Source organism: Vibrio renipiscarius (genome assembly GCF_000827885.1).
In the GTDB taxonomy this organism is placed as follows: Bacteria; Pseudomonadota; Gammaproteobacteria; order Enterobacterales; family Vibrionaceae; genus Vibrio; species Vibrio renipiscarius.
This window is the reverse complement of sequence record NZ_JTKH01000009.1, coordinates 19141-33788: the sequence shown is the minus strand read 5'-3', so window position 1 is coordinate 33788 and position 14648 is coordinate 19141. Positions and strand designations below refer to the sequence as shown.

The window sequence follows — 14648 nt, the reverse complement described above, 5'->3', positions numbered from 1 at the left end:
ATGAGAGCAAGATAAATGACCTAGCGCATATGAAAGCAAATATTTCATAGCTTTGGCCAAAATAGTGATCCACTTAATATTTTTATGAATTTAGTCCAGTATCATGTGCTACATATGTCAGGACGGATTTCCAGCCAAACACTCTGACGAATGGATTCTTAAGTAGCAGAATTGGCGGTTACAAAAAAATTTAATATCATAATAATTCTCTAAGGATCCACCTATGGCGACTCTATCAGAAGCTATCACAGCGAACTCAGCCACTCGTATCGAAGAAGATCTATTAGGTCAACGTCATGTTCCGGCTGATGCTTATTACGGCATCCACACTCTACGCGCAATTGAAAACTTCAATATCTCAAACATGACCATCTCTGATGTGCCTGAGTTTGTACGCGGCATGGTGATGACGAAAAAAGCAGCGACTCTTGCGAACAAAGAGCTTGGCGCAATTCCAAGAGATGTTGCAGATTACATTCTACAAGCGTGTGATTTGATCCTTGAAACAGGCAAGTGCATGGATCAGTTCCCATCAGACGTTTTCCAAGGTGGTGCTGGCACATCAGTCAACATGAACACCAACGAAGTTATTGCTAACGTTGCACTGGAATTGATGGGCAAAGAGAAAGGCCAATACCAATTCATTAACCCGAACGACCACGTTAACAAGAGCCAATCAACCAACTGTGCTTACCCAACCGGTTTCCGCGTAGCGGTGTACAACAGCGTACAAAAACTGATGGAAGCAATTGAATACTTGAAAGGTGCTTTTGAACTAAAAGCGCAAGAATTCAGCGGCATCCTAAAAATGGGCCGTACTCAGTTGCAAGATGCCGTGCCAATGACGGTTGGCCAAGAATTCCATGCTTGGGCAGTAACACTTAACGAAGAGATTCGTGCATTAGAGTACACCTCTAAACTGCTACTAGAAATCAACCTTGGCGCAACGGCAATCGGTACGGGTCTAAACGCACCTCAAGGTTACCAAGATCTTGCGGTTAAACACCTAGCAGAAGTGACTGGTCTAGACGTTGTTGCAGCAGAAGACTTGATTGAAGCAACATCTGACTGTGGTGCTTACGTAATGACGCACGGCGCGCTAAAACGCCTTGCGGTTAAACTGTCTAAAATCTGCAATGACTTACGTCTACTTTCTTCTGGTCCTCGTACTGGTTTCAATGAGCTGAACTTACCTGAGCTACAAGCGGGCTCTTCTATCATGCCAGCAAAAGTAAACCCAGTGATCCCAGAAGTCGTAAACCAAGTATGTTTCAAAGTACTGGGTAACGATAATACGGTATCTTTCGCAGCAGAAGGCGGTCAGCTACAGTTGAACGTAATGGAACCTGTGATTGCACAAAGCGTATTTGAATCAATCTCTCTACTGCAAAATGCCTGTGTGAACTTACGCGACAAGTGTATCGACGGCATCACAGTGAACAAAGAGACTTGTGAGAACTACGTTTACAACTCTATCGGTATCGTCACTTACCTAAACCCATACATCGGTCACCATGAAGGCGACATCGTAGGTAAAATCTGTGCTGAAACAGGTAAGAGCGTTCGTGAAGTGGTACTAGACCGCGGTTTATTAACCGCAGAAGAGCTAGACGAGATACTTTGCGTTGAAAACTTTATGCATCCAACGTATAAAGCAAAACGTTACGAGTAAGAACCACAAAAAGGGTCCCAAAAGGGGCCCTTTTTTAGCGCCCATTTTTGGCGTAATACACTGAGTGATGGTTATAACTACACTTACACCTACGCGTGCAATTTTGCCGATTGGGAAGCCACCACTATCAAATAAAACCATAATAATTAGAGGGTCTTTATATGGTAGCAGTCGAACTATTAATCGTTCTGCTCTTTATCTTTGTAGGAGCAAGAATTGGGGGCATCGGCATTGGTTTTGCCGGTGGCGCTGGGGTCATCGCTTTATCGTTAGGTCTTGGCGTACCCACCAGCCAAGCATTTATTCCTGTCGATGTTATTTTGATCATCATGTCTGTTATTACCGCGATTGCGGCAATGCAAGTCGCCGGTGGTATGGATTGGCTGGTGCAAATCGCCGAAGATTTTTTACGTAAAAATCCTAAGCGCATCACCTTCTACGCACCGATCGTGACTTACTTGATGACATTAATGGCGGGAACGGGCCATACGGCATTCTCAACATTGCCCGTCATTGCAGAAGTGGCCAAAGGCCAGGGTGTGCGCCCTTCTAGACCACTGTCTATTGCCGTCGTCGCATCACAGATCGCGATTACCGCCTCACCGATTTCAGCGGCAGTGGTGGCTTTTTCTGCCATGCTGGCTCCAGTTGGGGTTGATTACCTAACGCTCCTTGCGGTGTGCATTCCAACCTCTTTCCTTGCGTGTATGATTGGCGCATTCGTCGCCAACTTTATGGGCTGCGAACTGAAAGATGATCCCATTTACCAGCAACGTTTAGCGCAAGGTCTGATCAAACTGCCTGATACGCAACGACGTGAAATTCTGCCAACGGCAAAAACGGCGACCTATATTTTTCTGATCGCCATTGCTTTTGTTGTTTGTTACGCCGCGGCGATTTCAGACTCTATTGGCCTAATTGAAAACCCAACCCTAGGCCGCAACGAAGCGATTATGGCGGTAATGCTCGCCGCTGCCGCTGCGATCGTGATGTTCACTAAAATTGATGCGAACCAAATTGCAGCCGCGGCAACATTCCGCTCAGGTATGACCGCTTGTGTGTGTGTATTAGGTGTGGCTTGGCTAGGGGCAACCTTTGTGAATGCGCATGTGGATGGCATCAAAGAGTTCGCAGGAGAGCTCTTGGCGGATTACCCTTGGATGTTGGCATTGGTACTCTTCTTCGCCTCCATGCTGCTTTACTCACAAGGTGCAACCACTGTGGCGCTAATGCCAGCGGCTCTAGCTATTGGCGTGGCTCCATTAACGGCAGTCGCTTCATTCGCAGCCGTGAGTGCGCTATTTGTACTTCCAACCTACCCAACGCTACTTGCTGCGGTAGAGATGGATGACACAGGCTCAACGCGCATCGGTAAGTATGTCTTTAACCATGCTTTCTTTATTCCGGGTGTCGCAACGATCACCTCAGCGGTCGCATTAGGCTTTGCTTTTGGCGGGCTATTTATCTAGAGCGTTCGCCTAAAAAGTTAGGATGGTAATAAAAAGGAGCTTCGGCTCCTTTTTTGTTTTGTCGCGTTTGCGGTAATGACCCTGCATTTTTTATGCATGTCTTATCGATGATCGTCAGCATTCACCGTCAATTATCGCCATGATGAAACTAAATAGCTCTTTCCCCTGTCCTATTCTCTTCAGACCTCATGGCAGACAAAATTTCTCACTATGTAGAGAACATTCTCACCAATTGAGTATAAAATACCCTAAATTCTAATGAAGTGACTTTTTTATGCGTTTTGTTTTATCGCTTTTATTGTTGTCAGTTTCCGTCATCTCGATGCCGGCATTGGCACTATTCAACTCTGGTAACACCCTCAGCTTTGGCGAGGATAACAATCAATTTGTGCCCGTTGATCAAGCCTTTCAGTTCAATGCTTACCAGCAAGGTGATCGCGTCTTTATCGACTGGCAAATCAAACCTGATTACTATTTGTATCAAGAGCGAATCTCATTTAGCGGTGAAAATGTCACTCTAGGCGACGTCACGATGCGTCAAGGCCAACCACACAACGATGAATTTTTTGGTGACGTACACATCTACACCCAGCCATTATTCGTTGAAGTTCCCCTGCTAGATGGCAACACAGGGGGGCGTTTAATCGTCCAATATCAAGGTTGTGCAAAAGCCGGATTTTGTTATCCGCCAGAAACACGTGTTATCGAATTAGAAGCACTGACTCCTGCGCCCACCAGCACATCCGCCGCAAGTGCATCGACCACAAACTCAGTGGCGACCACCCAAGTCAGTAGCAATACAGCGAATGCCGATGGCGAACAAAACCGTGCACCACAATCAAAAGAAAGCAGCCTCGCAGACAATCTAGCCGACAACTGGTGGACCCCAGTGCTCTTTCTCGCCTTAGGGGTAGGACTTGCCTTTACGCCTTGCGTGCTGCCAATGTACCCAATTTTAACCAGTATTGTGCTCGGCAGCGGTAAGCTCTCCCACCGTCGCGCTCTTGGCCTCTCTTTCATTTACGTGCAAGGCATGGCGCTCACTTACACACTGCTAGGGTTAGTGGTTGCCTCCGCAGGCATGCAATTCCAAGCAGCGATGCAGCATCCTTACGTCCTCATTGGTTTGAGTGTTCTATTCGTGACTTTAGCACTGTCTATGTTTGGTGCTTATACATTGCAATTGCCATCCAGTGTACAGACTTGGCTCAGCGGCCTGAGCAACAAACAACAAGGTGGTAGCTCGCTTGGCGTGTTCGCGATGGGCGCAATTTCCGGTCTCGTTTGTTCGCCATGCACCACAGCACCACTGTCTGGCGCGCTATTGTATGTTGCACAAAGTGGTGACCTACTCACCGGAGCGGTCGCTCTTTATGCGCTCGCGATGGGGATGGGGATTCCATTGATGTTAGCCGCGGTATTCGGCAATAAACTGCTACCGAAGGCCGGTGGTTGGATGGATACCGTGAAGGTGTTCTTCGGCTTTATTCTGCTCGCTGCCCCGCTATTTTTACTTGAACGTATCTTGCCAGAATTATGGGCCACTGGTCTGTGGGCGCTGCTGGGTATCGTCGCGTTTGGTTGGCTGTATCACATCAAAAACCAACTGCCGTTTGGCGGGTGGAAGCAAAGCACCATCGGTATTATTGCCGTGCTAGGACTGTTCGCGTCAGCTCAACCATTACTGAATTATTGGTTTAACCCTCAGCACCAAACGGAGAGCCAAAATATTGAGTTTATTCGCGTCAGCAACACCAGTGAATTAGAGCAGCAATTGGCAGCAGCGAAGCTGGCTGGCAAACCCGTCATGCTTGATTTCTATGCCGACTGGTGCGTCGCCTGTAAAGAGTTTGAGAAATACACCTTCCACGATGCGCAAGTCGCCAATAAGCTGCAAAGCTTCGTCTTGCTGCAAGCGGATGTGACCAACAACCAAATGCAAGACATTGAACTATTGCAAAAAATGCAGGTGCTTGGCTTGCCGACGATTGAGTTTTGGAATGCCGAGGGTGTACACATCAACCAGGCTCGCGTGACGGGTTTTATGGCGGCCGAACCGTTTATCACGCATTTGGAAAACCATAAACTCTAAATACACCACCACTTCACATCGGTGTGTATACACCGGTGTGATTCTTTCAATTCCGCAGTAAAACCCGATTTAGTTCAGACTTTTAATGGATAAGCATTGTTCGCTAAGCGAATCGGCACAATAATTCCATTAACTAAATTACAATAAGTGATTAACGTCATGGACTCGACTTACACCATCCTTATCGCCGATGACCATCCGCTATTTCGCAACGCGCTATTTCAATCAATCCATATGGCGATCAGTGGGGCAAACCTTCTTGAAGCGGATTCTTTAGAAGCGTTACTCACTTTATTGGCAAAAGAACCTGATCCCGATTTATTGCTGCTCGACCTTAAAATGCCGGGCGCCAACGGTATGTCTGGCTTAATGCAATTGCGAGCAGAATACCCAGACCTACCCATTGTCGTCGTGTCTGCGAGTGAAGAACCAAGCGTGGTGACGCAAGTGAAAAGCCATGGCGCGTTTGGCTTTATTCCTAAATCGAGCGATATGCGTGAGCTGATCAGTGCACTTAACAAGGTACTCGATGGTGACCCCTTCTTTCCAGAGGGTTTGATCACCAATAATGCCGCCTGCAACGATCTGGCTGAAAAGATCTCAACCCTTACTCCGCAGCAATATAAGGTCTTGGGCATGCTGTCAGACGGCCTACTCAATAAGCAAATCGCTTATGAACTCAACGTTTCCGAAGCAACGATCAAAGCACATATGACCGCTATTTTCCGAAAGCTTGGCGTTAAAAACCGAACACAAGCCGTTATTCTGCTGCAGCAGTTAGAGTCTGAATCGTAATTAATCGGTTGTAATTAACCCAGCGTTAACTTGTTGCCTCATCAAGTTTGCTAGACTCAGGTTGGTCGAAAGTTTCGCCCTTTGACCATCCCTCTGTTAACGCCACCTAAACAATTCGAGTTTTGGTGGGAAGCACTCAACTCTGGGAGACACTGCGTTGCTTAGTATTATCATTACTCAATTCGTCGTACTTTGGGCGGTGATCGATCCTATCGGTTCCGTTCCTGTTTATTTATCTCAAACTCATCATCTCACCGCTAAACAGCGCCGCATCGTCGCCTTAAAGGCCGTCGCGATTGCAACCGGCATTCTGTTGTTCTTTCTTTTAGTCGGTCAATTATTACTGGAAGCCATGCAAATTCCGTTACCTGCTTTTCAAGCGGCGGGCGGCTTGGTTCTACTGCTGTTTGCCCTGACGATGATCTTTGGTGAAAGTAAGCCAGATCAAGAACAAAAGCTGACCCAAGATGTTAGCCATTCCGATCTCGCAGATTTGGCGGTTTACCCCCTAGCGATACCTTCGATTGCCTCACCAGGGGCGATGATGGCGATTGTGATGCTAACCGACAACCATCGCTACTCATTCATTGATCAAGTCATTACCGCGGGCGTCATGGTCGCAGTGCTCTTAATTACCTTGCTGTTTTTACTTGCTGGTAGCCATATACATAAAGTAATCGGTAACGTCGGAGCGGCCATTATTAGCCGAGTAATGGGCCTCATTCTGGCGGCCGTTGCGCTTAATAATTTGTTAATGGGCATTCGCGACTTCTATATTGTGTGATCCTGTTATCAAGACTTAGCCGATAGCATTATACTTTCGGCTAAGTTAACATGAAATTAACAATCACCCACACCCGCCAATAATCACAAACCTCTGAATTTATAAGCCTTTATCTAAAAACCCTACCGACTAAAGTTGAAGAGCACTCTCTTACGCTCGCTGCTATTGTACTTCTTGAAACATTTCATTAACAACGAACATGCGTAAGGAGACGGCAATGGCATTTGAAAGTCAGGAACGCGCCAAAGCTTACTGGCAAAAGAACGTAAGACTGATGATCGGCTTAATGGTCATTTGGTTTGTCGTATCTTTCGGCTGTGGGATTCTATTTGTTGATCAACTCAACCAATTTCAACTCGGTGGCTACAAACTGGGTTTCTGGTTTGCTCAGCAAGGATCTATTTACACCTTCCTAGCGATCATTTTCTACTACGCGTGGAAAATGCGAAGAATTGACAAAGAATTTGGTGTAGATGAGTAAGGAGCAACTCAGATGGATTTGAAAACAATCACTTACCTCGTAGTAGGATCGACATTTCTCCTCTACATTGGTATCGCTATTTGGGCTCGAGCTGGCTCAACTAAAGAGTTTTATGTCGCGGGCGGCGGCGTAAACCCAATCGCTAATGGCATGGCGACAGCCGCTGACTGGATGTCAGCAGCATCATTTATCTCAATGGCCGGTCTTATTGCCTTTATGGGGTACGGCGGTTCAGTCTTCCTCATGGGTTGGACTGGCGGCTATGTACTACTCGCTCTACTTCTTGCGCCTTACCTACGTAAATTCGGTAAATTTACCGTACCTGAGTTTATCGGTGAGCGCTTCTACTCAAAAACTGCGCGTATCGTGGCGGTTATTTGTTTAATCATCGCATCAACCACTTACGTTATCGGTCAAATGAAAGGCGTTGGCGTTGCATTTGGTCGCTTCCTTGAAGTGGATTACGCAACGGGTCTACTCATCGGTATGTGTATCGTGTTTATGTACGCCGTTATGGGCGGCATGAAAGGCATCACCTACACGCAGATTGCACAATATTGCGTACTCATTCTTGCTTACACTATTCCAGCAATCTTTATCTCTCTGCAACTGACTGGCCACCCACTACCGCAAATTGGCTTAGGGAGCACCATTTCCGGTACCGATGTTTATCTGCTCGACCGACTCGACCAAGTGGTAACCGAACTCGGCTTCAGTGAATACACCACCCATGTGCGCGGTGACACACTCAACATGTTCGTTTACACCATGTCTCTCATGATCGGTACGGCAGGTTTACCTCACGTGATTATTCGTTTCTTCACGGTACCGAAAGTGCGTGATGCTCGTACCTCGGCAGGCTACGCGCTACTGTTCATTGCCATTCTTTACACGACAGCACCTGCCGTCTCTGCAATGGCACGTCTAAACCTAATGGATACGGTCAATCCTGCTCCGGGCAAACACCTTGCCTACGATGAGCGTCCAGATTGGTTCAAGAACTGGGAAAAAACGGGCCTACTTGGCTTTGATGATAAGAACGGCGACGGCCTTATCGAATACACTTCAAGCCCAGAAACGAACGAGCTGAAAGTAGACCGTGACATCATGGTACTGGCTAACCCTGAAATTGCGAAACTACCAAACTGGGTTATCGCATTAGTGGCTGCCGGTGGTCTTGCTGCCGCGCTATCAACCGCCGCCGGGTTGCTATTGGCAATATCGTCCGCGATATCACATGACTTGATAAAAGGCGTGATTAATCCAAATATCTCTGAGAAGAAAGAACTGATGGCAAGTCGTATCGCGATGGCGGTCGCGATTGGGGTCGCCGGCTATCTCGGCCTCAATCCACCAGGCTTCGCAGCCGGTACGGTGGCTCTGGCATTTGGCCTTGCCGGGTCCTCGATCTTCCCTGCGTTGATGATGGGTATCTTTAGTAAGAGCATCAACAAGGAAGGCGCCATTGCCGGTATGATTGCAGGTATCACCATTACGCTATTCTATGTATTCCAACACAAAGGCATCCTATTTGTTGCTGATTGGACATACCTACAAAGCTGGGGTAGCAACTGGTTCTTCGGTATCGAACCCAATGCATTTGGTGCTATTGGCGCACTCTTCAACTTCATCGTGGCCTTCGCGGTATCACGTGTAACAGCAGAAACACCGCAAGAAGTGAAAGACTTGGTTGAACACGTACGTGTTCCGGCAGGCGCTGGCGACGCTGTTGACCACTAAAATCTAACCCAAACCACAAAAGCCCCTTCGGGGGCTTTTTTATTCAACTCACTCTGTTTATCTTGTATCAATCTGAATAAGTCGCGCTATCGAACCGGATAAGGGCAAGCAGTTAACACTCGCCCTCAATGCTTCATATTGTGTTGGTTGATTCCACCTTTGAAAGGCATAACGACTTAACCAAATTGGTATACATTTCGCCTTATATCGTAGCTGCAAGGAAGCCTCTATGTTTAAAAACAAGCACATCATCATTGCACTGTTGGTCGCCCCAATTCTCTCTATTCTTGCCTATTTAGGCACTGATCTCGCACTGAGCGAAAAACCGCACGCCGCTAAAGAAGGCCAAGATTATAAACTCGTCAGCAAATCAAACTGCCGTTATACCAGTGGTTTATGTGATATGGAAAATGGCGAGTTTAAAGTGAAATTTCGCTCAGAAAATCTCGCGAATAATGCGCTTGAGCTCTCATTAACCGCGAGCTTTCCACTCGAAGGCGTTAAGCTCTCGATGGTTGATAGTCAAGATGAAATGGGCACACCAGTGAGCATGCAATCAGCGGATAACACTGGCAAATTATGGTCAATTACCTTACCAGCCCCATCCTCACCAGAGAGTTGGTTACGTGTTGCGATTCAATCTGATGGCGTGCTCTATTACGGTGATACACAAATGGCTTTCGTCAAATATGAAACGCTACTGAGCGATTCAAATTAAATCGCTCGCTCATCATGCCCAACATTATGCAGAGCGGTTTAATATCGCCCGCAACTTTAATGGCTTAACCGGCTTCGGAATAAAGTTGAAGCCATTTGATTTTATGCCATCCAGCATATCCGCCGTTCTATCTGCACTGATGATCACACCAACGAAGCTATCGCCCAGTCGTAAACGGCACTGCTGCAGCACTTCCAATCCGGTACGACCATGGTCGAGTCGATAGTCTGACAAGATCACATCTGGGATCCAATCTTCATCGATGGCTTTTAAGCTACCGACAATATCGGTCGCCGTACGTACATGACATCCCCAGCGCGCTAACAATTGATCCATGCCGATCAAAATCTCGGGTTCATTATCGACACATAACACATTGAGATGACTGAGATCTGACACGGCTTGCGGCGAAACGACCGTCAACTGTGGAGCCACTGACTTTGCTCGTTTCAGTGTGATCGAAAAAACACTGCCTTTACCCGGCCATGATCGCATCGCGATCTGATGACCTAACACACTGGCAATCCCTTTAGAAATGGCCAGCCCTAGACCTAGCCCTTGATCCGAACGGACCTGACTGCCACGATTGAATTCTTCAAAGATCTCTTGTTGCTTATCTTCATCAATTCCGAATCCGTTATCCCATACTTCGATCCGCACACAATCACCTGCATGGCGAACACCGAGCAAGACTTTTCCTTTCGGGCTGTATCGAAATGCGTTGGTTAAAAAGTTTTGAATCACGCGACGCAGTAATTTAGGGTCCGATTGCACCAAATGCTGACTTGGGAGTAAGCTAAATTCAATCTGTTGCTGTTTGGCTAAAGCACTAAATTCCGCATTCAGATTCGACAAAACATCGTTAATCGCAAAGCCATACACATTGACATCCAACTTACCCGATTCCAAGCGAGAGATATCCAGTAAATCCCCGATCAAATCTTCTGCAGCTTCTAAAGCGCTTTCGATATGTGTCGCGAGTTGTTTGCTCTCGCTCTCCTTTGCCACTTCCGACAATGAAGAAGCAAACAGGCGCGCCGCATTGAGCGGCTGCATAAGATCATGACTGACCGCAGCTAAAAAGCGAGATTTCGATTTTGATTCGTGCTCTGAACGCTGAGTCGCAGACACCAATTGTTTATTCAGTTGCTCAAGCTCTTGAGTTCGTATGAGTACGCGCTCTTCTAACGTTTCATTCGCTTCTTTCAACGCACGCTCTGCATTACGGAACACGGTGATATCCGTAAAACTCATCACAAATCCGCCACCAGGCATCGGGTTACCCTGCACTTCAATCACACGACCATCAGCACGGATACGAGAAGAGGTATGCCGTGAACCTTGCTCTAGATGGTAAATACGGCGGCGCACGTGTTCTTCAGGATCACCCGGCCCACACAGCCCTTGCTGCGCATTATGGCGAATCACATCAGCAATCGGGCGACCAACTTGAATCAGCCCGACGGGAAACTCAAATTGTTCAAGATAACGTTGATTCCACGCCACCAAGCGCAATTGTTTATCCACCACCGCAATCCCTTGGCCAATGTGTTCAATTGCCCCTTGCAGTAAACCACGACTGAAATCGTATAACTCGGAAGCTTCATCAACGATGGTCGCGACTTCTTCAAGCTGCATGTTTCGCCCTTGCAAAGCGGAAGTAAGCACTAACTTGGCCGAGGATGCACCAAACACCCCAGCCAACACTCGCTCGGTATGACGAATCAGGCTAGAAGGCGCTTGCTGGTTGGGCATCAAGGTTTCACGCTGTTGCCCCCAAAATTGTTGGAAAGCGGAACGCACTCGAGTTCGGCCGACAAAACGCGAGGCCAACATTTCCAATTCACTCACCGTCACGCGGCTTTGATAAAGACTGATATTTTCACTTTCAGGTAGCGGCGTACCAATGAACGAGGCCGACTGTAAGCGTTCACTTAGACTTGCTCGGGTGATGGAAGAAACAAACACATAGCACAACGTATTCATCATCAAGCTGAGCACAATGCCCCAATCAGAGCTTTGAATACCAATATTGGCCAAGTATTGCGGAGGCTCGATGATCCATAGCAATAAATTACTGTGGCTGTCACCTGCCAACATATCCGTTGCGCCCATCAAGGTGATTAGCCACAAAGTAAATCCGAGTGACAGACCAACGTATACCCCCTTGCGATTGCCCTGGCGCCAATACATCCCGCCGAGCAACGCTGGAGCAAACTGACTAATGGCCGCAAACGAAAGGAAACCAATTGCAGAAAGTGAATGGATATTGCCCAACACTTGGTAAAAGCCCCATGCGCCAAGCAATAACAATAAAATTAAACCACGGCGAATCACCAGCAGTAACCCTGAAAACTGACGATGATCGCGCTGAGTCAATTTCATTCTGCGTAGTAATAACGGCATCACTAAATCATTAGAAACCATGATGGCCAAAGCGATAGTAGACACAATCACCATGCCACTGGCCGCCGATGTGCCCCCTAAAAAGGCCAATAGCGCCATATCGGTCGCACCGACAGACATCGGTAAACTAATCACATAGGTATCAGGGCTAACACCGCCTAATAAAGCTTGGCCAACCCAAGCGACTGGCAGCACAAAGAGTCCCATCAAGACTAAATAAAGGGGAAATAACCAACGCGCCGTATGCAGGTCTTGGGCTCGCTCATTTTCCACCACCATAGTATGAAACTGTCGAGGTAAACACAGAATGGCCATCATGGTCAGAAAAGTATGGATAACTAATGTGGCGATATTCGGCGACTGGTAGGTTTGCGCGGCGATATCCATTAAGGCGATATCATCTCGATTAAGCACCATAAACAAGATAAAACAGCCAACCACTAAGAAGGCCACCAGCTTAATCACAGATTCAAACGCAATCGCCATCATCATGCCGCGATGATGTTCGGTATTATCAATATGGCGCGTACCAAACAACATGGTGAAAGCGGCTAAGGCTATCACCACAAACCACGACACATCAAAAATGCCCCACTGAGCTTTGGCTTGCAACTCAGGCGCGATCACTTCCAATCCCATGGTGATACCACGCAATTGCAGCGCGATATAAGGCAAAATCCCCACGACGGCAATCAAGGTGATCACCACCGCTAAGCCTTGAGATTTACCATAACGAGCGGCAATAAAATCCGCGATAGAAGTAATATGCTCACGCTTGGCCACCAAAATGAGCCGAGCGAGCACTCGCCAACCAAAAGTAAAAACCAGAATGGGCGCCAAATAGATAGGCAGGAAAGACCATGGGTTATTACTGGCCTGTCCCACCGTGCCGTAGAAGGTCCAAGAAGTACAGTAAACGGCAATGGATAAGCTATAAATCCAGGGCCGCCACTTGGCGAGCCACTTATTCTGTTTATCGCCATACCAAGCGATCAAAAACAGCAACCCGAGATACATCAGTGATACGGGAATCACTAGCCATCCTTGCATGCGATATCCTTTGTTTATGAAAAACGCTTATAAAAAAACCTCTCCAGAGAGAGGTTTATTAAACAAACTGTATGATTAAATATCAATCAGTTGAAGTTAATTCTGTGCTTCCGGCTCATCTTTCATTGCCTGGCCGTCTTGGCTGTTACGTTCGCTTGGTTCAAGTTTGACAAATACCGCCACAATCCCCATCGCCGCCATTGCCCAGAAGACATTGGCTCCCCAGTTTTCATATCCCCAGCCACTTAGAGCAGTCATCAACGCAATAAAGGCCCCAAGCGGAATCGCATTGTAGAGCGCTTGCAATGCCACCATTTTACGTTGCTCTTGAGCTTGGATATATTGAATCGCGGCAATATGTGCCATCGCAAACGTCACGCCATGCAGCAATTGAATCGCAACCAACGCCAATAATACTGTCGTGGATGCCGTTAACCCCCAACGAAGGGTAACGCCAAGCGCAGCAACCACGAATAGCATCCGTAGTGACCATCCAGCAAACATGCGCTTACTTAATGCAAACACTGCCACTTCGGAAGCCACACCAAGGCTCCACAAATAACCAATGATCTCTTCAGAGTAACCGGCATCTTTCCAGTAGATGGTACTGAAACTGTAATAAGCAGCATGACTGCCTTGAATCAAGGCCACCAAAACCAAAAATTTCACCACCGCGCTATCACGCAATAATTCAGTCAGCTTAGGTCGTTCCGCTTGAGACTCCGACACGGTAACAGGCATTGGATTGGTATTGCGCATACCGATCACCAACGCAACAAAAATGCCGGCCAAAGCGGTATACAAAATCATATCGGTGCCATAACGCGCCACCAGCACACCCACAACAGTCGAGCCCGCAATAAACGCGAGTGAACCCCAAAGACGCGTTCGACCATAATCCAGCATCTTAAGACGTGAATAGTAGTTTGCCATCGCATCAGACAACGGAATGATCGGCCCAAGGCACGCATTGAATAACACGGTTGCTAGCGCCATTAGCCAGAAATTGCCGCCAGTAAAGAAATGAAAGCCAACAAACAGTAATGCCGCAAAGGTCAGCCAACGCAATGCTGGCATAAGGTGTTCCACTTTATGCAGACGAGGCGTGATCACCATATTGGCAACGCATCGCGTTGCGAAGCCGATACCAACTAACAAGCCGATATCGGTCGGCGATACACCCTGCTCTTCAAACCACAACGCCCAAAATGGCAAATAGACACCATATGCAAAGAAAAAGCCGATGAAATACTGGGATATCCAGCCATAAGGAGTGGGGGAAAACATGAAAACCTCAAAAATAACAATAGGATCTATTGCCATTATCCAATGAGCACCGGGGAATAAAAAGGGAAGATTATCTTTTCACCTTTTTCCGCATTGATCGTGCGGAGAGAATAGCGCTTCGACCAAAGTCGTCTGGTGAAAATGGTGAAACTTG

10 protein-coding genes are annotated in these 14648 nt (G+C 47.3%); 8 read left to right on the top strand and 2 right to left on the bottom strand.

The annotated features are described in order from the left end of the window. Positions 1–223 precede the first annotated feature (223 nt). The 8 genes from aspA to OJ16_RS08510 all read left to right on the top strand — a co-directional run bounded on the left by aspA (position 224) and on the right by OJ16_RS08510 (position 9751). Positions 224–1672 carry an aspartate ammonia-lyase gene (aspA, locus tag OJ16_RS08545; RefSeq protein ID WP_040989411.1) on the top strand — a complete coding sequence of 483 codons (1449 nt, stop codon included), beginning with the start codon at positions 224–226 and terminating at the stop codon, positions 1670–1672. A 161-nt stretch (positions 1673–1833) separates the two neighbouring features. Continuing rightward, a complete protein-coding gene (locus tag OJ16_RS08540) occupies positions 1834–3141 on the top strand; it encodes an anaerobic C4-dicarboxylate transporter (protein WP_040989409.1) in 1308 nt (435 codons plus the stop codon). 274 nt (positions 3142–3415) lie between these two features. After that, positions 3416–5233 (top strand): protein-disulfide reductase DsbD, encoded by a 1818-nt coding sequence (locus OJ16_RS08535; protein WP_040989407.1) that lies wholly within the window; start codon positions 3416–3418, stop codon positions 5231–5233. A gap of 159 nt (positions 5234–5392) precedes the next feature. Then, positions 5393–6028 (top strand): response regulator transcription factor, encoded by a 636-nt coding sequence (locus OJ16_RS08530; RefSeq protein ID WP_040989404.1) that lies wholly within the window; start codon positions 5393–5395, stop codon positions 6026–6028. Positions 6029–6185: 157 nt separating this feature from the next. Further along, positions 6186–6812, top strand: a complete 627-nt coding sequence (locus OJ16_RS08525) for a MarC family protein (RefSeq protein ID WP_040989402.1) — start codon at positions 6186–6188, stop codon at positions 6810–6812. A 217-nt stretch (positions 6813–7029) separates the two neighbouring features. After that, complete coding sequence (locus OJ16_RS08520; RefSeq protein WP_040989401.1) at positions 7030–7293, top strand: DUF4212 domain-containing protein; 264 nt, start codon at positions 7030–7032, stop codon at positions 7291–7293. A gap of 12 nt (positions 7294–7305) precedes the next feature. Further along, positions 7306–9033, top strand: coding sequence for a sodium:solute symporter family protein (locus tag OJ16_RS08515; protein ID WP_040989399.1), 1728 nt, complete (start codon positions 7306–7308; stop codon positions 9031–9033). A gap of 229 nt (positions 9034–9262) precedes the next feature. Beyond that, on the top strand, positions 9263–9751 hold the full coding sequence (locus tag OJ16_RS08510; protein WP_040989397.1) for a hypothetical protein: 489 nt from the start codon (positions 9263–9265) through the stop codon (positions 9749–9751). 24 nt (positions 9752–9775) lie between these two features. Here OJ16_RS08510 and OJ16_RS08505 read toward each other — a convergent pair whose 3' ends face one another. Next, positions 9776–13207 carry a hybrid sensor histidine kinase/response regulator gene (locus OJ16_RS08505; protein ID WP_040989395.1) on the bottom strand — a complete coding sequence of 1144 codons (3432 nt, stop codon included), beginning with the start codon at positions 13205–13207 and terminating at the stop codon, positions 9776–9778. Positions 13208–13303: 96 nt separating this feature from the next. Continuing rightward, positions 13304–14494: a 3-phenylpropionate MFS transporter gene (locus tag OJ16_RS08500; RefSeq protein WP_040989393.1), complete on the bottom strand. Its 1191-nt coding sequence runs from the start codon at positions 14492–14494 to the stop codon at positions 13304–13306. Positions 14495–14648: the final 154 nt, after the last annotated feature.